This window comes from Cysteiniphilum marinum (assembly GCF_014857925.1).
Classification (GTDB): domain Bacteria; phylum Pseudomonadota; class Gammaproteobacteria; order Francisellales; family Francisellaceae; genus Caedibacter; species Caedibacter marinus.
Genome location: NZ_JACYVZ010000004.1, coordinates 1 through 23,944, shown reverse-complemented (window position 1 = coordinate 23,944; position 23,944 = coordinate 1). Strand labels below are relative to the sequence as shown.

Below are 23,944 nucleotides of genomic sequence, written 5' to 3'. Positions count from 1 at the left end.
AATGCGTGAAATAAACGAAGTATTTAAAAAGCTGCAAGCATTAAAAAAGCGTGCTTATGCGCCGTATTCAAATTTTAGTGTTGCTGCAGTGGTTGAGCTTAAAAACGGTGATGTTCACGAGGGTGTCAACGTTGAAAACGCAAGCTTTCCCGTGGGTTCATGTGCTGAAATGGTGGCAATTAATGCAGCGGTTGCCAGTGGCGCGCGTAAAGGCGATTTTAAAGCGATCTATGTCACAGCGGATGCCAAAAAGCCGGTCACACCATGTGGTGCTTGTCGGCAAGTTATGGCAGAGTTTTTTGATAATGATGTTGCGATTCACCTCTTTAATCAGAATGGCACAGAGCATCAACAATATTCAATTGATCACTTGTTGCCAGAGCGATTCTGTCTTTGACGATTACCCTTGGGATGTCGTCTGGCATTTTGCCCATTGCGATGTTCAATCTTTGGCTTTTTAGGTGTTACTTTCTTGATGGTTTTATAATTATGCGGATTAGATTGCGGTAGGCTGTGTACCGGATCAAAGTCATCAATAATAACGCGCTCGAGCGCTCTTTTTAAGAGTCTCTCAATATCGGCTAACTGTGGGAACTCATCGGCACTGACCAAAGAAATCGCCTCTCCAGTGGCGCCCGCGCGTCCTGTGCGTCCAATGCGATGGACGTAATCTTCCGGCACATTCGGTAAATCAAAGTTGATCACGCAAGGCAGTTGACTGATATCCAAGCCACGAGCAGCGATATCTGTTGCCACTAATACTTGTACTTCATTGTTTTTAAAATCACTTAATGCTTTGGTGCGTGCGCCTTGGCTTTTATTGCCATGAATCGCAGCACTCTTGATATTCGCTTTTTCGAGTTTACCAACAAGATGATTGGCACCATGTTTAGTGCGTGAAAAAACCAAGACTTGTGCCCAATTATGGGTTTTAATGAGTTTGATGAGTAAGTTAGTTTTTTGTTTTTTATCAACCGGAGCGATCCAATGTTTGACTTTGGGTGCTGCTTGATTCGGTGGGCTTACTGAGATTTCTAAAGGGTTATGGACAATAGATTTAGCAAGCGCTTTGATCTCAGGACTAAAGGTTGCTGAAAACATCAAGTTTTGGCGCTTTTTCGGTACAAGCGTTAGAATTTTGCGAATGGCATGGATAAAACCCATATCAAGCATACGATCGGCTTCATCAAGGACTAAAAATTTTAAGCGATCAAAGCGTATGGCATTTTGTTCATATAAATCAAGTAACCGCCCAGGTGTTGCCACCAGAATATCAGTCCCTTTACGTAAGCGCATCATTTGTGGATTGATTTTAACTCCGCCAAATACAACACAAGAGCGCAAATGCAAGTTCGTACTATATGCTTGAATATTTGTCTCTATTTGGGCAGCAAGCTCACGTGTTGGCGTTAAGATAAGGGCATGCGTTTGATTGGCAGTTGACTGTGGTCCTTGTGCTAACATTTCTAAAATGGGCAAGGTGAATGCGGCGGTTTTACCCGTGCCGGTTTGTGCTGCAGCAAGTACATCACGCCCGCTTAAAACAGCTGGAATGGCCTTTTGCTGGATGGGAGATGGTGATTTATAACCTTGTTCTGCCAGCGCATTTAAAATGGCAGTGCTTAAGCCTAATGAGGAGAATGACATCGATATTTATAAACATTGAGTAATTTGTGCTAAGCATAGACATATTGGCACTGAATGGATAGTTATTTTTTAGTTTTCAGAATGTGTTTGATAAAGAATGTCACCACCACGATCAAAGCTTGTTATCTCACCTTTGAGCTTCCATTGTGGTGTGAGTGAAAAGGTAGCAATCCCTTGCTGTTCACCCGTGAATACGCCAACACCATAGCTTAGATAAAGTCGCGAGGTTACTTGTTTGCCAATGAAAACTGCTGTATTGTTTTGCCCTGTTGTTGTGTTGTTTGTCGTATTGGTTGGATTATTACTTAAGTTGCCAAGTGAAAACTCAGCAAGAGAGAGTCTGTCTTTAAGCTCATCAATGACACCACTACCCCCTTCATTAATCGCAATTAAAAGCGCTGCTTGCGATAGTGCATCAGATGATGTTTGGCTGCTATTGGCATTATTTAGTACTTGACCAAATAAGATATAAGAAAGAATATCTGTTTGTGACATGCTCGGATCTGAGAACAGTTGAATTTTTGGATTATTTGCCATGCCAGTGATTTCAATGCCGATGGTATCAGGTGCATTTGATTGTGTTAGTTTCATAGAAGTGGGAATGTTGTAAAATGTGGTAATTGCTAGCATTGGATTACCAACTGGCGAGTTATTAAACTGAATAGTTGATTTAGGATCTACACTAAATGTTTTACCATAAGCGCTAAATACGCCATTAACTGGTTGCAGCGTACCAACGCCAAGCATTGGTTGATTTGGTTGGCTAATGATGTTTAACTTGCCTTGAATATTAGTGTCAAGGCCAAGCCCTGAGACATGGGCATTCTTACCCATATCGATATTGATATTCATGCTAAATGGTGTGTTTTTTTGTGTTTGTATTGCTTGATTACTATTGTTGACATAGACAACATCGTTTTGAATGGTATTTTGCAGACTACTGCTTTTCATATCAGCAAGATTAACAATTAACTTATTAATAAAGATATTACCGCTTAAATTACTGCTGCCGTTTTGTTGGCTGAAATGTAAAGTAGGGCTGACCGTGACTTCCATATCAGGCGTGTTAAGCACTAACAGTTTTTTGCCATTGATATTAATATTGGTATTTGGTGTGGCATCGTGCAAATCAACAAATCCACTAACAGTTAGTGGTGATTTCTGGATATTAGCAGTGAGGTTAATCTTAGCATTCAATGGGTTGCGTATCATAATATTGGCATTGATATCATCTAAGGTGGTATTTAATGGTAGTAGCTCAATTTGTGCATCTTTAAGTGCAACATCACCATCAACGTTTGGGTCAAACAAAGTGCCCGTGATTTGTAGGCTGCTATGTAAATCACCTTTATTAATTAATGTTGGGAATTGTGGGATAAAATTACTCACCCAATCAAGGCGTGTTGATGATAGCTCAAGTGCACCAGTTAAGTTTGCTTTGCTCAAATTATATAAATCAAAATTATCACTATTAAGCTTAAGTGACAGTGTGTTTTGTGGAAAGGAAATATTGCTATTTAATATGAGCTTTTGATCTTGAAGTGATAGATTGGTATTAAGATTAGTAGTATAGGATAATTGATGGAGCGGCACAATCTGTTGTAATTGCTTAAACCATGAGGTGTTGTTAGCGAAGAACAAGCCATGTCCAGAGATACTAAAATTGGCTTTGGGATCACTATTAGGTTGTTGTAAATAGTTCCCCTTGAAACTTAAGGCAAAGCTATCACCGCCATAAGGCAGATTAGGGATAAACTGCGCAGGGATGATCTCACCAACTGTTTGAACCGCAATGGCATTAGGTGCTAATGAGGCATTGATGCAAAAATGGTTATCATTGGATGCCAGAAGGCATAGATTACTCATGCTACTTTTATCAGGACTAATTGCTAAATCAACAGCTTTCGTCAGATGCCAGTTTTGCTTAAAGGTTTTACTAGTAAAGTCTAAAGTATTGAGCTTCGCCGTAATCTTTGACAGTGAGAGACTCTGTAATTGCATCTTAATCAGTGTTGAGATTTTATTAGAATCGGCATTGAATGTTAATGCGTGATTATCAACAGCTAATACAAGTTTAGTAAGATCAAATTGCTTATAGAGAAAGTCACGGACATCAAGGGTCATTTTGAGTGCTTTGGTTGTCTTATCGTTGATGTCAATTTTTCCTTGTGAATAGATGTTGCCACTGACGTTAAAAGGGTAAGTATTAAGATTATTCACAAAAACTTCCCATTGTGCTTGAATATCTTGTTTAGATTGCGTGAGTTTGATTTGCACACGATCATCATTACGTGGGTTAGTAAGCTTGAATTGATTTAAGTGAAAAACGCCATTGTTGCTAGATAGGCTTACATGACAACGTAACTCAGTATCGTTGCTAAAAATATCACAAAAGCTGGTTTTAAGTCGAAGATCATGATCAGTGGTATTAAGCTTGCCTCCGATGTTGAACTTGAGTGGTACCGCTGGATTTAAAGAGCTAAGATTAACTGACCAATCCAGTTGATCATTAAATAGCAATGTATTATTAATCGTGGCAAGATGATCAAGTTTAAGCTGATTGACGATTTTACCTCGATCAAAGCTTGAAACAAGTGAGTAAGGGTAAGGCTTCATTTTATAGTGAATAATACCATCGCTCATGATACTAAATTTATCTGCAAAATTACCGATGATTTGAGTTTGTGTGCTCCTGATATCAGCACCACTTTGTGTGGCAGATAGATTGACTTTTAAATGCGTTTTAAAAGGCGCGTTTAGTATAATATAACCGCTATTTACCGTTGCACTGGCTGAATAAGCGGGGACATTGGCGGAAACTTGGTTAAGCGCTAGTTTGTCATCAACTAAATTAATATCGTCTGCACTGATGCTTGTAGCATAGACGATTAATTGCTGATTCATCAAATATTGTACATCATTGACATTGATGTTTTTAGCATAGAGCGCAAGCGGCATACTAAAAGGACTATCATCTTCATGTGCTTGATCATTGTGATCGCTATCTGTTGAATGCGTGTTGACATCAACATAGACTTTATCTAAGGATAAATGCTTAACATCAAGCGTTTGGCGACTAATCAAAGACCACAATGATAACGACAGTTCAACGTGGCTTAAGCGAATATCGACGGTGTCGTTTTTAATATCAAGTTCATCAAGTTTGAGTTGGTTAATTTGACCTGAAATATTGCCTTTAAGACTAATGCCAAGCGGCTGTAAAAAGTGATTGGTCATTTTTTGCGTTATCTTCAATCCTGGCGTGGTAAATAATAAAAATCCAAGCGCCAGTGTAATGATCAATATGAGACTCAAGAGCGTGATTAAGCACCATTTAACGGTTTTACGTAGCCTTGTCATAGGCTTATCCCAATACTTAAATCAAAACGCCAGTGTTCATTATTATGATTTAATGTGCGTGTGAAAAATATCATAAAGGGTCCAAGTGGTGTTTTATAGCTAAGCCCGATACCTGCCGCACGTAGAATATCAACATCACTAAAATTAGGCTTATTGGCAGCATTACCCAAGTTATAATAAAGCATTGAGCTGAAGTTGCCATAAATGCGTTGCTCAATGCCAGCAAGACCTGTGGCAAGATAGCGACCACCCGTGACATTGCCATTGACTGTAGGCCCTTGGCTTAAGAAGGGATAGCCCAGAAGGTTGTTGACACCACCGGCATAAAAACGAAAATTAGGGGCAATATTTTGAATGTTATCGACCGTAATAAATCCCCAGTTCGCGGAAAATAGCAAACGGTTCCATTCAGGATTAATAGGAAGTGAGTAATAAATGCTCATGCTATTACGAATAAAATCTTGATCCGAAAGTGGGGACTTGATGGAGGCTTGTAATAGTTCATTCCACACTAAACCTTGACGCCAAAAGCCATTTTGCCAGCTGCCATCGTATAGAAGGGTTAAAGCCGGAACGAGGTATTTGCCGTTGGTATTATTGGGGTTAGCGACGGTATCATAATTGGTAAGATATTGCTGTAAACTCACGGTGGTTTGCCAATGACCATATTTGTGGGTGCGTGCAATGCCAAAATTAGTTTGGCGCTCATTGTAGGTATCGGTTTCAATATAGCTTTGCTCGGCAATAAGGCTCCAGTTATCATGTAATGGGTCTTTGCCTGGAAAAACATAGCTTGTGCTAAAAGTGCTATTGGCAGGAGATGCTGAGACGTTAAAGGAGAACTGCTGTCCGGTATCGGTAACATGACGAAAAAGCGTGCCAAAGCTTACCCTAGGACCTGTAAATGTGCCATAACCCACACCAAAAGTATAAGTGCGCGCATGCCCCGCGGTTAAGTTTAAATCGACAGGAACGGTCTTGTTAACTTTATCGCGCTTAGAGATTTTAGGGACAAGCTGAGCATTGCTAAAATAGCCGCTATCTTGTAAACGTTTATTGGCTTTGGTAATTTTTTTCTGCGACATAGCGTCACCGATGCTGACCTTGATAATATCATTGATAAAACGCTCAGCATAATCATAACGCTGTTGCTTGATATTAATGGCACCGATCTTATAACGCTCACCAGTATTAACGGTTAAAATAACTTCAGCAGTGTATTTAAGCATATTAATGCGAACTTCATGTTCCGTAAGCTCGCTATCTAGGTAGCCGGCGTTAAAAAAGCTATCAGTCAGTAATGCTTTAGATTTTTCATAAGCAGTTTGCGTTAGAATGTCACCTTGCTTTAGTGGTAAGTCATTTAGTGTTTTAGTAGCGATTTTAGAATGTTGACCTGAGCCATTGATATTAACGGTTAAGGCATCAATATGTAATGGTTCATTGAGTTTGACATTAAACGTTGCAATCCACAGCTTATCTTTGACACTAAAGTCTGTAGTAATGACTGGCTTATAGTAACCATAGGGCTCAAGTAACGTTTTGATTTCATCATCACTTTTTTTAAGTAGTAGTTGCATTTGATTAGGGTGAGAAACAGCAAACGACTTAAAGCGTGATAAGCTGATATTATCAAGAATGCTTGATGTGATTTTGTTATCACTAATACCATTAATGACAATATCGAGAGTTGGTGTTTTTGAATCACTTTTATTGTCATCAGCAGCGTACAAGAAGCTAAGGCTAAATAGGCTAAATATAAAAAATATACAAAGAATAGTCTTCCTTAACATCTTAATCTTGCTCTATAGGGTCATGTTGTTGATAAAGTGTAGTATAGTATAGGCTAACTTATGGTATAGATAAATAAACTACGCTATCAGAAAATACTTAATGGTATTAAGTGGCGAGATAGTGTGTAGTGAGTATTAATAATATGATGTTAACGAATAAAGAACAGTGGATGGCGTATGCGCTATTAGAGGCAAAGAAAGCGCAAGTGCATAATGAAGTCCCCGTTGGTGCGATTATTGTCAAAGATAATCAAATCATTGGGAGGGGTTTTAATCAGATGATTATGAATAACGATCCAACAGCACATGCTGAAATCATTGCATTGCGCGATGCAGGACAAACAATGCAAAACTATCGCTTACCTGAGTGTGATCTCTATGTCACTTTAGAGCCATGTATGATGTGTTTAGGTGCGATGGTGCACGCACGTATCAGAACGCTTTATTTTGCGACCAAAGAACCAAAAGCAGGTGTCGTCTGTTCAAAAGCACAGTTACATACAGAGCCATTTTTAAATCATTATCTAGATGTGGAAGGTGGCATCTTGGCAGATGAGGCCAGTGAGATGCTTAAAGCGTTTTTTAGTGAGCGGCGGTTGCAGAAAAAGCATAACAAATAAGTTGAGTCTTTATTATCCCCTTCATCCATGTAATGTCAGCTGCACGAATTATCCCGTCAGGGGAGAGGTTATATTGGGGGTTGGGGGTATTTTGAAATCTTATTCACTCTTTAAAACGTGCTGTATCTATTGATTTACATGGGTTTGAGCGGTGTTGAAATGATTGATTATGGCGGAGAGAGGGGGATTCGAACCCCCGATGGAGTTATTAGCCCCATACTCCCTTAGCAGGGGAGCGCCTTCAGCCTCTCGGCCATCTCTCCGCGGTACTGCGACAATTTATCGACTTGACCTTGCTATGTCAAGTGGTTAATGCTGATATTTTGCAATCGAATAGAATCAAATCAAAAAGCATAAAAATCGCTTATGAAGCTATGCAGTAAAAGTGGTGATTTATTTAATAACCATCCTAGGAGATTTCATTACCACTTCATCGTTTAATTCAATCCCAAGTCCTGGTGTTTCTGATACTTCAAAGAAACCATTAACAGGTTGTGGATCTTGTAGGCAAAGTTCGCGATTAAAGTCTTTTAAGGCATAGGTGTGATGTTCATGGATAATGAAGTTAGGAATTGCTGTTTCTAAGTGTAAACTAGCAGCAGTTGCTACAGGGCCGCCGCACACATGCGCTTGGATTTTGACATCATACATATCGGCATAATCGCAGATTTTTTTTGCTTCAGTTAGACCGCCACACAAACCAATATCGGGTTGCAAAACATCAACGGTTTGCTTCTCAAGATATTCGCGTACACCATGGCGTAGATACAAGCGCTCACCTGCAGCAATAGGGACATTAAGTTTTTGCTTAAGTGGTTCATGCAATTTACTATTCAAATAATTAACAGGTTCCTCAAAGTATAAGCAGTTAAATTCTTCAGCAATTTCACCAAGTTGCAAGGCGGATGTAAGACCTGGCAAGCTATGGCACTCAAAAATAATATCGCCATTTTCACCCAATACATCGCGAATCGCTTGCATGCGTGCACGAATGAGATTTAAATGATCACGGCGAAATGGCAAGGTGCAGTTGTAAATCGTGTCTCCCTTGTGATCAAACATCATCGGATCCACTTTAACCGCATCATAACCTTCAGCAACTGCTTTTTCAGTTGCTTTGGCATAGTCTTCGGGTTTGAATAAAGTCTTACGTTCATAACAATCCCAATCAAACTGTAATTGACTGGCGTAAGTGCGCAGTTTTTTATTGGTTTTACCACCCAGAAGTTGATAAACTGGTAAACCAAGCGCTTTACCTTTGATATCCCAAAGTGCGGTATCAATCGCACTCATCGCTGAGTAGACTACAGGTCCGCCACCTAATCCCCAGAAGCTCTCGCGCAGCATACGATTCCAAAGATGTTCAGTAGCAAATGGATCAACTCCTAATAACATCTCTTTCGCAAACTCTTTAATCATATGTGCCGCAGCGGAATGACCAAGATCATAAGCAAGACCTGCCTCACCGACTCCCGTTAACCCCTTGTCGGTATGAATGCGCACAAACACGGGTGACCATGCTGGACGCTTGGGGCAGTGAATATCAAAAATTTCAATTTGAGTGATTTTCATAAGTTACTATCCTTGGTTGAAGTTAGTATAAAGCTCAATATCCGCTTCATGCGCTAAGTATTTAACATAGCGCTTAATATTTTCAGGAATATTGATGAGATGACTGATAATGCCTAGGTTACGCAATATTGGGAAAACTATAATATCATCCCAAGACAATTGGTTGCAGCTAGCATAGATGTATGTCATAAGCTTATCAAGTTCATTCAAAATTGCTTGTGTGCTTTCAATGGCGGCATCTGGGAAGTGTAAATTTGCCTTAAAGCAACCAATGTACTTTTCTTTCTTACGCTCAAAATAGTCTTTGGCACTTTGCGTTGGAAAGTCTTGTTGATTAAGTGGATGATTCAGAAAGCTTGGGTAGACCAGTGATTTACTGGTATTGCTTAGCAGTGTCGTGAGTTTAATGAGTTTGGTGCTTGTCGTGATTTCGTCACTTAAGATTGGCTTTTTATCAAAATTATTGAGATATTGACAGATATCCAAGCTTTCAATCAAAAAGCTATCATCATCTTTTTGTAAAAAAGGCACTTGTTTCTTGCCAATGAGATCAAAGTGGGACTTCTCATCATCATTGGCAAGATAAATTAGTTCAAGTGGAATATGTTTTAGTCCAGAAATAATGCGTGGACGGATACAGAAAGGGCAGTGTTCATAAATATAAAGTTTCATATCAATAGTATATGTAAGCAATGGAATAAGCTATTGTCCACAAAAGCACTGTAAATCACAATTGTGATTAGCAGGTAAGTTTACTTTTTGTATGTTTTTGTATCTGGATCTGATTGATTCTTTGCGGTGAAATGTCTGCCGTGTGCGGTAAATTCAGATAAGGAAAACAATGACAGGTCTGACCAAAGAGATATGCTCCAAATTTTTAATCATGGGCAGCTTTGCTTTAAGTGGTTGTGGCGGCGGTGGTGGTGGATCTGAGGCTGGTGATAGTGGCTTTAGTGATTATCAGATTCAAACATCACATTTAAGTTTATATTCGACCTCCCAAGGGAATATTGTTGATGTGTCATTAGCAGGGGTGAAGTCTTTGGCAATAGGAGAAGAGCCTGTGAAGGTAAAAGCAATTATAGGGAAGGGGAACTGTCAAGACATCACACTAAAAACAGATGAAGCTGATCTTATCGTTGGTGGTGGTAAAAATGCTTTTACTGTCAACCTTGGCAGCTTGCAGTATTGCACACAAGAGCTAGTGCTAAAAACAGCAGATGGTGAACATCAGATAACTGAAAAATTGAATTTTATGAATGGAATGATATTTGCTAAAAATCAGGTCTTTATCAAAACTGATAATGATCAGAGCATTAGTCCAGACACTGCAAAATTGATAAAAGGTAATCGTTATAAAGTCGTCTACGCTTTGCTAGCGGAATATGAGGAAAAGAAGTTAAACTATCCCATTTTGCTAGATGCGGAGTTTAGCAATGAAAAAGCGGTTAATGTCGGAAAAAGACATTGTTTCTTGACAACAGAATCTCCTTATTGTGAAACCTTTTTCACAATAAAACAAGATGCTCAAATAGCAGAACTTGGCTTTACCTATTGGGTTTCAGCATCAGAAAATGCAGATAATCGAGTAAAACTTATAGATTACACTTTTGGTGTTATCTAACTTTCAAAATACTGCTGTGCTTGCTTTACCAACCAATTATGCACAATTTTTTTATTTGCAGTATGCCGGTGTGGTTGGTTATCAACTAAGTAATAGTATTGCGATAATGGCAAAGGTTCTTGCCAAATACTAAGACGTTTGTTTTGAATTAATGCATAAACAAGCGGCAAGTGCGTAACAAAGCTGCCCAATCCATTTTCAACGGCTTGAAGCGCATGAATAGTTGTGGCAACAGATATTTTTTTGCTAGGCATTGATAAATGCGTAGACCCACAGAAAATCTGCCAATCTTGTTCACGCAAGGGGTGATTCACGATAATTGCAGGGCTCTTGTTTATCTCATTGGCTTTAATGATCTTCGGGTTGTAGACAAGGGTCAGTTGATTTTGCCATAGCTTAACTGCTTTACTGGTTGGATCCGCTAATTCCAATTGAATGCTTAGATCAGCATTATCGACATCATGTGTTTTTAACTCAGTTGATGTCATCATATTGAGATTGATATCTGAGTGTTTTAGATAAAGATCACTTAGTCGTGGGATAAGCCACTGTACGGCAAGTGTTGAAAATATACGTAACTGTACCGTATCTTGATTAAGTGGTTTAATCTGACTGGTTGCTTGCTCAATATGAATCAATGCAGCTTCAATTTCTTTGTAATAACTCATGCCATCATGTGTTAATTCAACATGCTTCGTGTCACGGTTAAAAAGCGTTGTCCCAAGGTATTGCTCTAACTGTTTAATTTGTTGGCTAATCGCACCGGCTGTAAGATTAAGCTCGGCAGCAGCCTGAGCAAAGTGCTTGTGTTTGGCAACAGCAATAAAATAAGGCAAGGACTTTAATGGAGGCAATTGCATAAGAAGTCACGATTGTCATTAATTTGTGATTATGGTACGTCGAAAGCTTATAGCTGTAAAGATAAGTGATTAAAGTCATTAACGAGATACTAATTGGGTAATTGTTGTAGGTTCAGGATTTTGTTGATTCCTTTGGCTTTTTTGCCGTACTAAAATGCTTTGCAACTTCGAGCTTTTAGCAATCACGGCATTGGTTGCAGACATTTGATTCAAAGTATAGAAATGAAGCCCATGTACACCAAGGTCAATTAAGTCATCACATAGTTTAGCCACAACATCACTGGCAAAGTCTTGTAGTGCCACAGGATCATGTGCGTAGGCGGCAAGACGCTTATCAAGCCACTGCGGGATATCAGCATGACAAATTTGTGAGAAGCGCTTCAAGCCTTGATAATTGGCAATGGGCATAACTCCTGCCGTAATCGGAATAGTGATTTGATGATCATGACACATTTGCAAGAAGTGATAGAAAGCATCAATACTATAAAAATATTGCGTAATGGCGTGACTGGCACCTGCATTTATTTTTTGTTTTAAATTGTCGATATCCTCTTGTAAAGTCTTCGAGCTAGGATAAAACTCAGGATAAGCTGCAATCGTAATATCAAACTGTTTACCACTGATTTGGCGAATATAATCAATTAATTGATAAGCATAATTAAAGCTTACTTTAGTTTGTTTTTGAATATCTTGTGGTAAATCGCCACGAACAACAACAAGGCGATCAATGCCAAGCTTAATATACTCTTGCAAAAGATTAAAAATCGCCTGTTTATCAAGGTGAAAGCAGGTAATGTGTGGCACAACATCAATATGTTGTTGACGTAAATAGCGAATAAGCGTTAACGAGTTAGCGTAAGACTCGGAGCCACCAGCGCCAAAAGTAACGGATACGTATTTAGGTACATGAGGCTTTATTTCATCAATCGCTTGGTAAAGCTTGCCACTGTCAAGATGGGCTTTAGAGGGAAATAATTCAAAACTGATGTGGCTGTCATTTGGCATGGTGTTCACTCGTCAAAGATGTTGTTATTTCATGGTTTAAGATTTTCTCAAGATCGTCAATAAGATCATCAGGATCTTCGATGCCAATCGATAGGCGGATAAGACTCTCTGGAATATTGCGCTTACTGGTATCAATTGCGGCATGCGACATCTGGCAAGGCAGACTAATGAGACTCATTAAACTGCCAAAGCTTACTGAAATAGTAAAAAGTTGCGTCTGATTTACAATGTGTTTAGATAGTTCAAATGATTCAGTAGTAAAGCTTAATACCGAGCCAGATCCTGAGGCTTGAGCCTGCATAATATTATGGTTTGGATGTGTTGGCAGTCCTGCATAGTAGACTTTAGTTACTTTAGGGTGATTCTCTAGAAATTGTGCAATTTTAAGTGCGCTTTGCTGTTGGCGCTCAATGCGTAAACCTAATGTTTTAACACCTCTTAATAAAAGCCATGCTTGCATGGGGTCAAGTGCATTACCATTAGCATTTTGTAAGAATTTAAGCTCTTGTGCTAAATGTTCATGATTAGTGACAACAACACCTGCAGAGACATCGCTATGACCTGCTAAATGCTTAGTCGCTGAGTGAATAACAATATCAGCACCAAGCTCCAGTGGCTTCTGTAACCAAGGTGATAGCAAGGTATTGTCTACAGCAAGGATAATATCCTGCGCTAGCTTCGATCTTAAGGCGTTGATATCGGTTATTTGTTGCAGTGGATTGGTTGGTGTTTCTAGCAATACCAACTTAGTATTGGCCGTTAATGATTGTGTTAGTGCTTGCTCATCATTGAAGTCAACTTGCGAGCATTGAATATTAAAACGTGTTAGTACCTTGTGAAGGATTCGGTGTGTACCACCATAAATATCCGTGCCAATAATGATATGATCGCCTGCGTTTAATAGTTGTAGCACACAACTAATGGCTGCCATGCCACTGCTAAATGCCAGACCATATTGTGCATTTTCAAGCTTTGCTATGTAAGCTTCAACGTATGCTCGTGTCGGATTGCCACTTCTTGAGTAATCATATTGGTTAGTAGGATCCTCAGCATCATCTTGAGCGAATGTAGCTGTTTGATAGATTGGTAAACTATTGGCCTGATAAGGGTCGTTATTGTCAATTTCTGGATGAATAAGGCGAGTCCACTGATCCATATTATGCAACCTCGTAAATATTAACTTGACGCGATACTTGAGTGGCTTGCTTTGTTTCTAATGTGCCAACGGTTGTGTAATTATTACCACTGAGCTTACCAATTTGAAATGTCAGGCAATGTGCTTTAGCCCAAGTAATCGCTTGCGGTTGAATGACTTGGGTTGCTTTTTCTTTTGCGCAATCATAAGTAAGTGTTTCGTAGCGAATAGCATCTTTGAATTTATTGGGGTCTAAATGATAAACACCATCAACATCCTTAAGTAAAATACAGCGCTTGGCTTGTAATTGATGCGCAATAAAAAGGGCTGTTAAATCCGAACCACCTCGCCCTAAAAGGCAAGGTTCATTGTCTTTATTCTCAGCAATAAAGCCTGGTAGCACAATGGCTTGTTGTGTATTTAATAGCTCATGAAATAATGATTGATTGATATGAAGTGGAGTGGCATTGGCATAATCACCTTCAGCAACGATTGGGTTGGTGATGAAATTGCCTTGGACTCCTTGCTGTAGTAGTGCTTGTGTCAGGTATGCGACGGATTGTAGCTCCCCCGTGGATAGCAATAAAGCACGCGCTTTGGCACTGGTTTGATTGTTGCTTAGATTAAATGCATTTTGATTGCCTTCTAAAGCATCGGTAGTATTACCAATAGCCGAGACAACCGCAATGACTTTGTAACCTTTATCCACAAAGCGCTTTACTTCAAAAGCGGCGTCTTGGAAGTAATCAAGAGACTCCAAAATGGAGCTGCCAAACTTAAGCACAACGACTTCAGCTTGAAAACTACTACAGCGATATTGTGTCATGATTAAGATACCTTTTGTTTGTTTTGCTTATTTTGCTTACTTTGTTGTTCGGTGGCAGCAGCTAATGCTTGATCTAGGTCCTGAATGATATCAAATGGATCTTCTAAGCCAACAGATAATCGAATTAAACCATCATGAATGCCAAGGCGTTTACGCTCGTCTGCAGCAATTGGACCGTGCGTCATTGTCGCTGGATGAGTGATTAATGTTTCAATCGCGCCGAGATTCTCAGCTAACGCGCAGAGCTTAACCGAATTAATAAAGTTTATTCCATTTTGAATATCACCTTTAAGCTCAAAGGCGAGCATGCCACCGTGTGCGCCAAGGTGTTGCTTTTCAGCCAGTAGATACTGTGGGAAGCTATTTAAACCAGGATAGTAAATGCTTTTAACTGCCTCGTGTGTTGCTAGAAAACGCGCGACTGCTAAAGCATTATCAGAGTGTTGTTTCAAACGAAGCGGCAATGTCTTGATGCCTTGCAAAATAAGCCATGCCTCAAAGGGCTTTTGAATTGATCCTAAGCAGTTGCGGGTATAGCGAAAGCGCTCGTTAATCGCTTCATCTTTAGTGATTAACGCACCACCAACAGTCGCGTTGTGCCCATCAATGTATTTAGTGGTCGAATAGATGCTAATATCTGCCCCTAGATCAAGTGGTTTTTGCAGTGCCGCCGTCAAGAAAGTGTTATCCACTGCCAATAGAATATTATGTGCATTAGCAATTTCAGCGATCGCCTTGATGTCAGTTAATTTAAGTGTTGGATTAGCGGGTGTTTCAATTAAGATTAGTTGTGTATTGTCAGTAATCGCATGTTTGACATTTTGCGGATTGCTACTATCAACATAGCTCACACTAACGCCAAATTTTTGAAGTACTTCATTGAATAAGCGCACGGTGCCACCATAGACAACATCAGAACAAACGACATGATCACCCGCTTTGAGTAAAGTGCAAGCAAGTGCGCTAATGGCAGCCATACCTGTGGCGAAACATGCGCTACTTGGTGCTTTTTCAAGCTTGGCAAGTTTCTCTTCTAATACGCTCACCGTAGGATTAGATGAACGGCTATAAGTGTGCCCTTTATGGTTGCCAACACTTTGTTGTTGGTATGTAGTTGTTTGGAAGATAGGTGTTAGTAATGCGCCATTATTTGGATCTGCTTGGATGCCTGAATGAATGCATTGCGTGGTGAAGTGTTGCTCATTTGTAAATTGATTTGCCATTTTGAACCTCTTTTTAAGCTGTTTTTGCGCTTGGGGTCGCTGGCAAGAAGCCAGTGCCTTTGGAATCCTAGGCACTGGAATTGGTATTTAAATCGCTTGTTCGCGCTTAAGCAAACGACTTAAACCCAACCTCGACAACAGCGCCTAGGTTGGGCATCATCATTCGTTTGTAACAAGCGTATTTAAGCATAATGTCTTCACGAAAAAAATTAACAACTTGAACTTAAGCTAACAGAAATTTTTAAAGACTGTCAATTGTGATTTGCATTTTTTTATGATTTTTTTATTTGTATGGGGTAATCTGATTTTTGATTTTTGATTTTTGATTTTGGTGCCTTTTTGACGTACACTTAGGTTGTGTTGGAAATTTATGGAGCCTAAAATGCGAAGTGAAACCATGAATCTTAAGCAAGAGCGTATTAATTTAAGATTAAATAATATGGCGAAAACAGTTCTTGAGCGTGCTGCAAGCTTTGAGGGTAAAAGTGTAAGCAATTTCATTTTAAGTTGCGCATTAAAGCAGGCTGAAAAAACAATCCATGCGCATGAGACGATGCAGCTAGGGCAGAGTGACGCAGCAGCTTTTTTGACTGCTTTATCTCAGCCAGTGCAGTTTAATGATAAGCTGTTAAAAGCATTTGATGAGCATAATGCGCGTGTTAGTAGTAAGTAATGAGTTATTCAAATATTATTATTTCAGCTCTTGATAGTGAAACTCACAATCGTACACATTTTTGTTGTGGTGTTGATGCTTTGGATCATTATATCCAAAAGCAAGCAACCCAAGATGTTCGGCGTAGTATTGGGCGTACATTTGTTGCGACATCGGAAAAGGATATAACGGTTATCCTCGGTTATTACACACTTTCCACGCTATCAGTAGCTGTAGACTCTTTGCCTGATACAGTAGCGCGCAAGTTGCCGCGTCATCCAATACCTTGCGCTTTAATTGGGCGTTTGGCAGTCAGTGAAAGTGCGCAAGGTTTAGGTGTTGGCAGAATGCTTTTAGTCGATGCAATTAAGCGCACACTTGCCGTGAGTGAAGAAATTGCTATATATGCCATGGTTGTTGATGCAATTGATGAAAAAGCGGTATCTTTTTATAAACAGTTTGGTTTCAGAGAGTTTCACTCGGAAGCTCGTCGTTTATTTTTACCTCTAAAAAATATATAAAAAGATGACATAGATCATTGTTTTTGGATCTATTGGTATTTTTTGCTATAAGCGTGCATGACGCCTAGTTTTATGATTGTTAGACTCAAACTGGAAGTTTGTAATATTAATCATAAATGTAGGAGTTAATAATGTTAGAACATCACCCGCTAGTTAAAGAGTTTCCAGAGCATGCTGAAACAATCCATAATTTAAAAGAAACGGATAATCACTTTCACAAACTATTTAATGAATATGAAGCGCTTGATAAGGAAATATTTAGGATTGAAGCCAATCAAGAAGCGGTAACAGATAATGAGTTAACAAATCTTAAAAAACAGCGTCGCCGTGTCAAAGATATGCTTTACAACCAAGTGTTACAAACAAAAGAAGTGGTTTAGTCCTTAGTTATTGCCGTATTTCCTTAGGCTTTTTTGATTTCTCGAATATAAAATATATCACCTTTATCATGATAGATATTAACTAATTGACCTTGAGCAATTTGGTTTTTGTCATATTGGTGGATAAGGTATTTTTTGCCATCACTTTTATTTTCTACAAGATAGCTATACAAGTATTGGTCATGGTTTTTGGCATAGCCGTAAATAGCGCCACTGCCAGCACCAATGGCGGCACCTCCAGCGCCTCCAGCTAAGGTTGTTACAGGAATCAAAGGTGCTGCTAAACCAAAGGTTACAATGGTTAAACCAATGCCAACAATTGCTCCAGTCACTGCACCTGCACCTGCACCTGCACCAATTGTGCCAATAACGGTTGAGTCATGTCCAACCGCATGCAAGACGTCTTTTTTCTCGACTTTCATGCTATTGAGAACAGGACCGCTGCCAATCGGTTGATGAGCACAACCTGTTAGTAGAAGTAAAGATATGAAAAGGCTTAGGGTTGCTGATAAATATCGCATGTGATTTCCTAGGCTGTGGTTTGTTGGATAAACAATCCTGAAATGGCGTCAGATAAACCAATGACAAGTAATGGTTTAGCACTATCAAATGCTAAATTTACACGATTTGCCATGCTAAGAATTCTTGTTTTATCTGTAATGGTATTGTCTTTGAATTTTTGACTGAGCTTAATGTCACTAATCACCGTATAGGTTACGTCTTTGACAAAATTATCCGTTACTGATGTGGCGACACCACCTGCAACACCGCCAACAACGACATTGGCGCTACCTGTGGCAGCAATAGCAACACCGGATACAACACCCTCTAATGCACCACCATAGCCTTCAGACATCATCTCTTGTGCTGCGGTTTTGCTTTTTTGACCAACTTGTAGAATGTTGACTTGCAAAATAAAAGAAGCCTGTTGTGGATGATTAACGATAGTGTAGCCCTTTGATTCAAGACGCTTTAATAAAGCGCTTTTAATAGAGAAGTCTGGGTGATCTGTGGTATTGGTTAGCATGACAAATATTGTTGGCTTTAAATCAACAGATTCAGGTGACAAAAAGACACTATTGCTCATAAGCGTTTGGGTTTCTAAGTTGCGATGACTAACGGCAGTACCAATTGCTGCGCAACCACTAAAAAGTGTGATCGTTGTTAAAATTAATAGAGTTGAAATTATTCTTTTGATGTTCATTTAATTGTCTATTTAAATTTGAAGTGGACGATTCTAATAAGATTCATTTAAAAAGACAAGCGTAGTTTTACGTGGGTTTGTTCTTTACTGATGCTGTTGTTGCATCTCATGTAGTCGACTTTTGGTGCGTTCAAATTCAAATTTAAGTTTTTCACCTTGATAAATATCATTAAAGTCAGTCTCTGCTGCGATAATAACGTGTTTGTCTTCATCATAAAACTCATCAATCATGGCGATAAACCGTCTGCTTTCACTTTCATGTTTTATCGTTAATATGGGCATATCACTGATATAGATGGTATCAAAACGTTTGGCAAGGGCGATATAGTCACTCACACCGCGACCATCACCGCAAATACTAAAGAAGTCAAACCAAATAGCATGCTCATCAACGGCTTTGACTTTAACAAGGCGATCTTCAAGGATGATTTCAGTGTCATATATCACATGAGTTGATGCACTTTGTTTAAAGCGATTGGCAAGATCAAGTGTGGCTTCTGGTAAGGGGTAGAAGAAGTTTTGATTATGCGATTGTGTTAGTTGTCTGTAATCAGTGCCAGAATCAAGATTAAGAACGGTGACATGCTTAATAAGGCAGTCGATTGCCGGCAAGAAAAGTTCACGTTGTAAGCCACCTTGATAAAGCCGTTCAGGTGGGATGTTTGAAGTGGCGATAAGAGTAATGCCAAGTTCAAATAATTGTGTGAAAAGACCGCCTAAAATCATCGCATCTGCAATATCCTCGACAAAAAATTCATCAAAACAAATTACGCTATATTGATCAGCAATATTATGAGCGACTTTTTGTAAAGGATTATTTTGACCTTGGAAATTGCGCAATGATTGGTGTACTTGCTGCATGAAGTGATTAAAGTGCAAGCGCGTTTTATTGTCAATAGTTAGCGTATCATAGAATAAATCCATGATGAATGTTTTGCCGCGACCAACGCCACCCCACATGTATAAGCCTTTGATGGGGTCCGGCTTCTTTTTAAACAAGCGCCAAGTCTTGGACTTTATTGAGTCTTGCTCCTTAACGCGTGCAATGATTTGCTGTAAATAGTCAATCGCTTGTAATTGCAATGAATCTTCATTGTAGTGATGTGCATTGAGATAATTTAGATAACTGTCACGTAAAGTCATATGATCACACTATGGCTTTGGTGGTAAAAAAGCGATTTGAAAGCGCATCGGTTGTTGATTGGGCTTGGCACGTTTCCAAGGAATTTCTTGATAAGGCGTGATTACTAAATCAGGGTATTGTGCTAATACCTCTTTTGGGAATGTAGTAGTGCCTTCCATTTGCGGTACTAAAATAAACACTGCACCTTTTTGGTGTAAGTCATACATATCAAGTGCAGGATTAAGTTTAGGATCAAAAGCAATAAGCGCCATTGGATGGTCTTTGGAATAGCGGGTGATATAGCTAATCGGTTTGTTAAAGCCTGCGATATATTCAAGCTTGGTGTTATAACGTTGGTGCCATTCATTGGTGACGATTTGTGCGATTTCGCGCGCCGGATAATTGGCGCTACTGGTTTTACTGCGAGATAATGAAATACTATAGCCTACAAGCAACAAAAGGGTAATAAAGCCAGCCATAGCGATAAGACGTTTAAGCTTACTGGTGGTTAAAATAGGTTTTGCTAGAGCAATAAGAATAAGGCTCCATAAGCTTAATAATGGGATGCCCCACATCGTATGGATATTCCAACCGCCAATGATTGAAATAAGCACGGTAATAAGTGTCGGACCAAAGCCGACTAAGAACAAGAATTTGGCATTAAAGGCGCCAATATTCGTTTTGCTATTGAGCGTTGGTTTATTTTGGGTTTTACCTGCAAAACCGAATAAAAATAAGGCAACAGCGCCCATGAACGTTCCAATTTGTGCGAAAAAGAAATGCAAGGCATAACCAAAATGTCTTTGCAATAAATTTTCATGGATATGGCTATCAACTTTATCCATTGAGTAATGAATGGTTATAAAACCATATTTTATAAGCCACATGATATGCGGAATACAAATAATAATTAAGATGGTTAAGCTTAGATAAAGTTTCCAGTTGATTAAGTGGCGATGGAGTGATTTTTCAAAAAGGATAAAAAGCAGCATGGCAACTAAGGGGACAGCTGTGTAGTATTTCGCCATCATCGCAAGACCTGAGATGATGCCAAGTAGCAGCCAATGCTTCAGGCGATTTGTGGTGATGCTGCGATAAAAATACAAAGCCATTAACGGCCAAAGTCCAAGTTCACAGGCATTGTCATTAAAGTCAATAATCGCTAAGTTATAGTATTGAATGGCAATAAGAATAATGGCAGCAAATAGTGCTAAATAATCATTTTTAAAGATCAATCGCCCCAAGCGCCAAACTGACCAAAATGCAATAAGCGCCATCAGTTGAGAGAATAAATAAACACTCCAATCATGGTTGCCGCTAATAAAGAGTGCTACCTTAGTTAATAGCGCATTTAACCAAGGATCGCGTGGATAGCCCCATTGCAGCGTATGCGCCCACATTGCCCCTTCGGTGGCATCCATGGGTGTGACAAAGCGCATAATTGACGGCGCAAGCGTCCATAAAAATGCGTAAGTGAGGAAAAAGATCCAAAATAAGTGGCTAGCTTTGATTGTTGGTTTCATTACGTCTTGCATTCTTGTCTATCATGGCAATGCGCATCATCATAGCAGAAATAACGTATCAGAAAATGTTTTTATTAATGTTAGACATTATCACTTTGTGCTTCGTTGTTATCTTTAACAAAGCATAATAAGACAAAAGATAGAATCATGCTGAGTGTCAAAATGGAGAATGCCATATGGTAAGAAGAAACATCGAAGTGTTTGACAGCATTAGCGGGTGCCAAGCCTTGTGCATACTGCACAATTTGTCCAGCGCTATTGATGTAATTACCCTGCCATGTAAGCTCAAGAAAATAACCAATAAGAGGATCGAAAATCGCGCCAAAGATGGGCTCGCCCGTATTGATTAATGCAGCAACAGTAGCAGTGACAACGATAGGATTAATACGTCGGCCGATGGCAAAGCTCAGCATATAAATGCCCAATGAGAAACCAAAGATAAATAAGCAGATAGAGGCGGTTAGTGGTGTGGTTTTTACTGTGAGAACAAGCGCAAGGCTAATGGTGGCTATAACATGGAATCCTAGCATTAAACGCTTGGTGTTATAGTATTCTGATAGTTTGCCAATAATTGGTGAACCAATCGCCATACCAAGGAAGATCATCGAAATCATGCCTGCTGCATGCTCAGTTGACACACCATATTGCTCACGAAAATAGTTGTTACCCCATAGACCGGCAAAGGCATCAATCGCTGTGAAGCTTAAGCCTGAATAAAAGGTTAATAGCCAGTTATTGCGATTAAAAAGTACTGTTTTGATCGATGCCCACTCAAGACTGCTGTCCTTGGTGGAGATATTTTGTTGTTTGGGGTTGTGATCACGGATGATGAGAAAGTACAAAAGTGCACCAATAAGTCCAACGACAGCGCAAATGGCCAATGCCTTTTGCCAAGAGCCTGTATGTGAGATCAAATAAGATAATGGCGCTTGTCCAATGATCGCGCCTAACATCGCAGCAGTGGCTAAGAAGCTTGAAACGAAGGCAAAGCGTCGCGGGGAGAACCATACTGAAACTGCTTTGATATAACTAACCGTAGCAAAGGAAATGCCAACGCCAATCATAATGCGCCCAAGATAGCCAAGCCATAAATCACCGTGGTTAGCGCCATAAATAAATACCAAAAGCCCGAATGCTGAGCTCACCAATGATAGTGAGCTAATGATGCGAAAACCAAATTTATCCAAAATCAACCCTGAGAATAATTGGGTGATAACAATGGTCCAAAAGGTAATGGCAACTAATGATCCTGCTTCAGCTGGAGAGATGCTAAAAGACGACATAATGTCATTGGCAATAAGGCCTGGGAAAACCTGCATAATATATTTATAAAATAATAAAAAGGCGCTTAACACCACAACGAAAATAACATAACCTTTGATTTTATGAATTGCCATATATGTTAAAGGGATTGACTAGGGGTGAAAATATATTAACGATTTGACTGAAAATTAAAAGTAAAGTGTTTGGATTTGTCAGGTTTTTCATATGCATTGCTTAAAGTGAGGGGTATAGTATGTAACTAACTCAAGAATATATCGCTCGTAAATCATTTTGCAGTGTTTTAGTGCCGAAGAAGTTTCTGATGCTTTTGGATGATTGTATTGCGGGCAATAGCTGGGGCTATTGTCAAAATAGAATCGTTCAAAAAGGCGTAAAATTCAATGGTGGAAATGCTATAAAATGGTTTGTGGGCGGTATGAGTTGAACTGTTTTTCACCTCGCCCCTTGAGGGAGAGGTCGCGTAGCGTAAGCTGCGCGGGTGAGGGGAAGTTTAGGTTTAACTTAGGCGGATTCGTATTATAAAGGCAAAAAATAAGGACAACGGCAATGAGTCAACTTTTACCACATGAAGCAGAATATTTTTTCAAACTTCATCGATCTTTAATGGATTTCACCAACAAAAAATATGTGATTAATTCTAGCTTAAAATCCGTGGAAGATTTTCAGGACTTAAGTCATGATGAATTGCAAGGCGCTATTCCTGCTATAAGAGATAAGATGTATGCGGCAGCCAATATAAAGGAGTTCTGTGATAAAAACCCATATAACTTTAATGCGGAAGACTTAGATGTTATTCGTCAGTGGCAAGGTAAGTTAGCGATTGATGGCTTTCTAATGAAGCACTTACGTGAGCACTCGGTTGTTATGGCAACACCAGCTGCAAATAAAGGTACCGGTAGGGGTACTAGACTTTATGGCATTAAAGGAATTAGCCATAGCTTAGAAGATTTTTTTCCGAAGAACGGCTTGCCGTATCAGGTGAACTTTATATTATTGCCATTTTTGGAACATATTATCTATGATGGTTTTATTAGTACTTATAGCATCCACTTTGGTTCAAACATGCGCCGTAGCTTTACCAATGAATATAATCAAATCAAAGCCATAGATGGTATTTACTCTAAATACTCAATAGGTGATGATTTGGCAAATCCACCAAAGACGGCAGCGATTAAAGATGTTATTGCACATTATATCAAAGAAGCATTGGATCAGGGCGAGTTTCCGCATAAGGCGTTAGTTTATGCTGAAAAGCATAATGAAAGGGCAGTGTTTGAAAAAGAGTACACGGCTAAGTATATAAAAAATGATAAGAAGAATCTTAAAGCCAATCAGGCTTTGCCTAAAATGCACTATGGTGCATACCGTGAAACAATTATTGCAGTACAACCAACAAAGAAAGATTTATTAGCATTTTGCCAACAACATTATCCAAAGATTGTAGATTACATTACTGTTTTTTCAGTATGAAGATTGATCTACCCCGTCAATTTGGGACACTTTTGATTTTCGGATTTCATACTATCTTCAAACTGTTTTGGTGTCATGTAATTTATCGTTGAATGTTTCCTTTTGGTGTTATAGTAAGCTTC

General features: G+C 39.3%; 23 protein-coding genes and 1 tRNA gene. 7 read left to right on the top strand and 17 right to left on the bottom strand.

Annotated features, from left to right (window positions below):
- Nucleotide 1: 1 nt before the first annotated feature.
- The gene (cdd, locus tag IE867_RS03460) at nucleotides 2–397 is read left to right on the top strand and encodes a cytidine deaminase (protein WP_192483394.1); all 396 of its coding nucleotides are present in this window, start codon (nucleotides 2–4) and stop codon (nucleotides 395–397) included.
- On the opposite strand, the gene IE867_RS03455 is transcribed toward cdd, so the two are convergent.
- The 3 genes from IE867_RS03455 to IE867_RS03445 form a co-directional block, all read right to left on the bottom strand.
- Nucleotides 367–1,647, bottom strand: a complete 1,281-nt coding sequence (locus tag IE867_RS03455; protein ID WP_192483393.1) for a DEAD/DEAH box helicase — start codon at nucleotides 1,645–1,647, stop codon at nucleotides 367–369. The two genes, cdd and IE867_RS03455, sit on opposite strands and share 31 nt — an antisense overlap.
- A gap of 69 nt (nucleotides 1,648–1,716) precedes the next feature.
- The gene (locus IE867_RS03450; RefSeq protein WP_192483392.1) at nucleotides 1,717–5,007 is read right to left on the bottom strand and encodes a translocation/assembly module TamB domain-containing protein; all 3,291 of its coding nucleotides are present in this window, start codon (nucleotides 5,005–5,007) and stop codon (nucleotides 1,717–1,719) included.
- Complete coding sequence (locus tag IE867_RS03445; protein WP_192483391.1) at nucleotides 5,004–6,800, bottom strand: autotransporter assembly complex protein TamA; 1,797 nt, start codon at nucleotides 6,798–6,800, stop codon at nucleotides 5,004–5,006. Before IE867_RS03445 ends, IE867_RS03450 begins: the two co-directional genes overlap by 4 nt.
- A 143-nt stretch (nucleotides 6,801–6,943) precedes the next feature.
- Here IE867_RS03445 and tadA point away from each other — a divergent pair, with 143 nt between their 5' ends.
- On the top strand, nucleotides 6,944–7,420 hold the full coding sequence (tadA, locus tag IE867_RS03440) for a tRNA adenosine(34) deaminase TadA (RefSeq protein ID WP_318779308.1): 477 nt from the start codon (nucleotides 6,944–6,946) through the stop codon (nucleotides 7,418–7,420).
- 170 nt (nucleotides 7,421–7,590) lie between these two features.
- Here the strand turns inward: tadA and IE867_RS03435 are convergent.
- The 3 genes from IE867_RS03435 to grxB form a co-directional block, all read right to left on the bottom strand.
- Nucleotides 7,591–7,683 (bottom strand) — tRNA-Ser (locus tag IE867_RS03435).
- A gap of 130 nt (nucleotides 7,684–7,813) precedes the next feature.
- Nucleotides 7,814–8,992 (bottom strand): mandelate racemase/muconate lactonizing enzyme family protein, encoded by a 1,179-nt coding sequence (locus IE867_RS03430; protein ID WP_192483390.1) that lies wholly within the window; start codon nucleotides 8,990–8,992, stop codon nucleotides 7,814–7,816.
- Between the two features lie 6 nt (nucleotides 8,993–8,998).
- A complete protein-coding gene (gene grxB, locus IE867_RS03425) occupies nucleotides 8,999–9,664 on the bottom strand; it encodes a glutaredoxin 2 (RefSeq protein WP_192483389.1) in 666 nt (221 codons plus the stop codon).
- 169 nt (nucleotides 9,665–9,833) lie between these two features.
- On the opposite strand from grxB, the gene IE867_RS03420 reads away from it, so the two are divergent.
- Nucleotides 9,834–10,616: a hypothetical protein gene (locus IE867_RS03420; RefSeq protein ID WP_192483388.1), complete on the top strand. Its 783-nt coding sequence runs from the start codon at nucleotides 9,834–9,836 to the stop codon at nucleotides 10,614–10,616.
- On the opposite strand, the gene IE867_RS03415 is transcribed toward IE867_RS03420, so the two are convergent.
- The 5 genes from IE867_RS03415 to IE867_RS03395 form a co-directional block, all read right to left on the bottom strand.
- Nucleotides 10,613–11,476, bottom strand: a complete 864-nt coding sequence (locus IE867_RS03415) for a LysR family transcriptional regulator (RefSeq protein ID WP_192483387.1) — start codon at nucleotides 11,474–11,476, stop codon at nucleotides 10,613–10,615. The genes IE867_RS03420 and IE867_RS03415 overlap by 4 nt on opposite strands.
- Before the next feature lie 78 nt (nucleotides 11,477–11,554).
- The gene (locus IE867_RS03410) at nucleotides 11,555–12,481 is read right to left on the bottom strand and encodes a methylenetetrahydrofolate reductase (protein ID WP_192483386.1); all 927 of its coding nucleotides are present in this window, start codon (nucleotides 12,479–12,481) and stop codon (nucleotides 11,555–11,557) included.
- The gene (locus IE867_RS03405; RefSeq protein ID WP_192483385.1) at nucleotides 12,471–13,637 is read right to left on the bottom strand and encodes a trans-sulfuration enzyme family protein; all 1,167 of its coding nucleotides are present in this window, start codon (nucleotides 13,635–13,637) and stop codon (nucleotides 12,471–12,473) included. The genes IE867_RS03410 and IE867_RS03405 overlap by 11 nt, the downstream gene beginning before the upstream one ends.
- Before the next feature lies 1 nt (nucleotide 13,638).
- Nucleotides 13,639–14,442 (bottom strand): amino acid kinase family protein, encoded by an 804-nt coding sequence (locus IE867_RS03400; protein WP_192483384.1) that lies wholly within the window; start codon nucleotides 14,440–14,442, stop codon nucleotides 13,639–13,641.
- Between the two features lie 2 nt (nucleotides 14,443–14,444).
- The gene (locus IE867_RS03395) at nucleotides 14,445–15,665 is read right to left on the bottom strand and encodes a trans-sulfuration enzyme family protein (RefSeq protein ID WP_192483383.1); all 1,221 of its coding nucleotides are present in this window, start codon (nucleotides 15,663–15,665) and stop codon (nucleotides 14,445–14,447) included.
- Nucleotides 15,666–16,047: 382 nt separating this feature from the next.
- Between IE867_RS03395 and IE867_RS03390 the strand changes: the two genes are divergently transcribed.
- The 3 genes from IE867_RS03390 (at nucleotide 16,048) to IE867_RS03380 (ending at nucleotide 17,218) form a co-directional block, all read left to right on the top strand.
- A complete protein-coding gene (locus IE867_RS03390; protein ID WP_203249657.1) occupies nucleotides 16,048–16,338 on the top strand; it encodes a type II toxin-antitoxin system TacA family antitoxin in 291 nt (96 codons plus the stop codon).
- Nucleotides 16,338–16,838 carry a GNAT family N-acetyltransferase gene (locus IE867_RS03385; protein ID WP_192483381.1) on the top strand — a complete coding sequence of 167 codons (501 nt, stop codon included), beginning with the start codon at nucleotides 16,338–16,340 and terminating at the stop codon, nucleotides 16,836–16,838. Before IE867_RS03390 ends, IE867_RS03385 begins: the two co-directional genes overlap by 1 nt.
- Nucleotides 16,839–16,969: 131 nt before the next feature.
- Nucleotides 16,970–17,218 carry a YdcH family protein gene (locus IE867_RS03380; protein ID WP_192483380.1) on the top strand — a complete coding sequence of 83 codons (249 nt, stop codon included), beginning with the start codon at nucleotides 16,970–16,972 and terminating at the stop codon, nucleotides 17,216–17,218.
- A 23-nt stretch (nucleotides 17,219–17,241) separates the two neighbouring features.
- On the opposite strand, the gene IE867_RS03375 is transcribed toward IE867_RS03380, so the two are convergent.
- The 5 genes from IE867_RS03375 to IE867_RS03355 form a co-directional block, all read right to left on the bottom strand.
- A complete protein-coding gene (locus tag IE867_RS03375) occupies nucleotides 17,242–17,739 on the bottom strand; it encodes a hypothetical protein (protein WP_192483379.1) in 498 nt (165 codons plus the stop codon).
- An 8-nt stretch (nucleotides 17,740–17,747) separates the two neighbouring features.
- Nucleotides 17,748–18,422, bottom strand: a complete 675-nt coding sequence (gene traT / locus IE867_RS03370; protein ID WP_192483378.1) for a complement resistance protein TraT — start codon at nucleotides 18,420–18,422, stop codon at nucleotides 17,748–17,750.
- An 84-nt stretch (nucleotides 18,423–18,506) separates the two neighbouring features.
- On the bottom strand, nucleotides 18,507–19,565 hold the full coding sequence (gene zapE / locus IE867_RS03365) for a cell division protein ZapE (RefSeq protein WP_192483377.1): 1,059 nt from the start codon (nucleotides 19,563–19,565) through the stop codon (nucleotides 18,507–18,509).
- Nucleotides 19,566–19,574: 9 nt separating this feature from the next.
- A complete protein-coding gene (locus IE867_RS03360; protein ID WP_192483376.1) occupies nucleotides 19,575–21,068 on the bottom strand; it encodes a glycosyltransferase family 39 protein in 1,494 nt (497 codons plus the stop codon).
- An 80-nt stretch (nucleotides 21,069–21,148) separates the two neighbouring features.
- Nucleotides 21,149–22,465, bottom strand: a complete 1,317-nt coding sequence (locus IE867_RS03355; RefSeq protein ID WP_192483375.1) for an MFS transporter — start codon at nucleotides 22,463–22,465, stop codon at nucleotides 21,149–21,151.
- Between the two features lie 433 nt (nucleotides 22,466–22,898).
- On the opposite strand from IE867_RS03355, the gene IE867_RS03350 reads away from it, so the two are divergent.
- On the top strand, nucleotides 22,899–23,822 hold the full coding sequence (locus tag IE867_RS03350) for a hypothetical protein (RefSeq protein WP_192483374.1): 924 nt from the start codon (nucleotides 22,899–22,901) through the stop codon (nucleotides 23,820–23,822).
- An 8-nt stretch (nucleotides 23,823–23,830) separates the two neighbouring features.
- Here IE867_RS03350 and IE867_RS14945 read toward each other — a convergent pair.
- Nucleotides 23,831–23,944: IS3 family transposase (locus tag IE867_RS14945; protein ID WP_404826251.1), on the bottom strand; the 114-nt coding region annotated here is incomplete at its 5' end.

Bases quoted from the DNA above. Each gene is read 5' to 3' on its own strand.
- IE867_RS03360 (WP_192483376.1), bottom strand. From the start codon at position 21,068: ATGAAACCAACAATCAAAGCTAGCCACTTATTTTGGATCTTTTTCCTC.
- IE867_RS03375 (WP_192483379.1), bottom strand. From the start codon at position 17,739: ATGCGATATTTATCAGCAACCCTAAGCCTTTTCATATCTTTACTTCTA.
- IE867_RS03430 (WP_192483390.1), bottom strand. From the start codon at position 8,992: ATGAAAATCACTCAAATTGAAATTTTTGATATTCACTGCCCCAAGCGT.
- grxB (WP_192483389.1), bottom strand. From the start codon at position 9,664: ATGAAACTTTATATTTATGAACACTGCCCTTTCTGTATCCGTCCACGC.
- IE867_RS03355 (WP_192483375.1), bottom strand. From the start codon at position 22,465: ATGGCAATTCATAAAATCAAAGGTTATGTTATTTTCGTTGTGGTGTTA.
- IE867_RS03420 (WP_192483388.1), top strand. From the start codon at position 9,834: ATGACAGGTCTGACCAAAGAGATATGCTCCAAATTTTTAATCATGGGC.
- IE867_RS03385 (WP_192483381.1), top strand. From the start codon at position 16,338: ATGAGTTATTCAAATATTATTATTTCAGCTCTTGATAGTGAAACTCAC.
- IE867_RS03380 (WP_192483380.1), top strand. From the start codon at position 16,970: ATGTTAGAACATCACCCGCTAGTTAAAGAGTTTCCAGAGCATGCTGAA.
- zapE (WP_192483377.1), bottom strand. From the start codon at position 19,565: ATGACTTTACGTGACAGTTATCTAAATTATCTCAATGCACATCACTAC.
- IE867_RS03350 (WP_192483374.1), top strand. From the start codon at position 22,899: ATGAGTCAACTTTTACCACATGAAGCAGAATATTTTTTCAAACTTCAT.
- IE867_RS03400 (WP_192483384.1), bottom strand. From the start codon at position 14,442: ATGACACAATATCGCTGTAGTAGTTTTCAAGCTGAAGTCGTTGTGCTT.
- traT (WP_192483378.1), bottom strand. From the start codon at position 18,422: ATGAACATCAAAAGAATAATTTCAACTCTATTAATTTTAACAACGATC.
- IE867_RS03450 (WP_192483392.1), bottom strand. From the start codon at position 5,007: ATGACAAGGCTACGTAAAACCGTTAAATGGTGCTTAATCACGCTCTTG.
- IE867_RS03410 (WP_192483386.1), bottom strand. From the start codon at position 12,481: ATGCCAAATGACAGCCACATCAGTTTTGAATTATTTCCCTCTAAAGCC.
- cdd (WP_192483394.1), top strand. From the start codon at position 2: ATGCGTGAAATAAACGAAGTATTTAAAAAGCTGCAAGCATTAAAAAAG.
- tadA (WP_318779308.1), top strand. From the start codon at position 6,944: ATGATGTTAACGAATAAAGAACAGTGGATGGCGTATGCGCTATTAGAG.
- IE867_RS03405 (WP_192483385.1), bottom strand. From the start codon at position 13,637: ATGGATCAGTGGACTCGCCTTATTCATCCAGAAATTGACAATAACGAC.
- IE867_RS03390 (WP_203249657.1), top strand. From the start codon at position 16,048: ATGCGAAGTGAAACCATGAATCTTAAGCAAGAGCGTATTAATTTAAGA.
- IE867_RS03445 (WP_192483391.1), bottom strand. From the start codon at position 6,800: ATGTTAAGGAAGACTATTCTTTGTATATTTTTTATATTTAGCCTATTT.
- IE867_RS03455 (WP_192483393.1), bottom strand. From the start codon at position 1,647: ATGTCATTCTCCTCATTAGGCTTAAGCACTGCCATTTTAAATGCGCTG.
- IE867_RS03415 (WP_192483387.1), bottom strand. From the start codon at position 11,476: ATGCAATTGCCTCCATTAAAGTCCTTGCCTTATTTTATTGCTGTTGCC.
- IE867_RS03395 (WP_192483383.1), bottom strand. From the start codon at position 15,665: ATGGCAAATCAATTTACAAATGAGCAACACTTCACCACGCAATGCATT.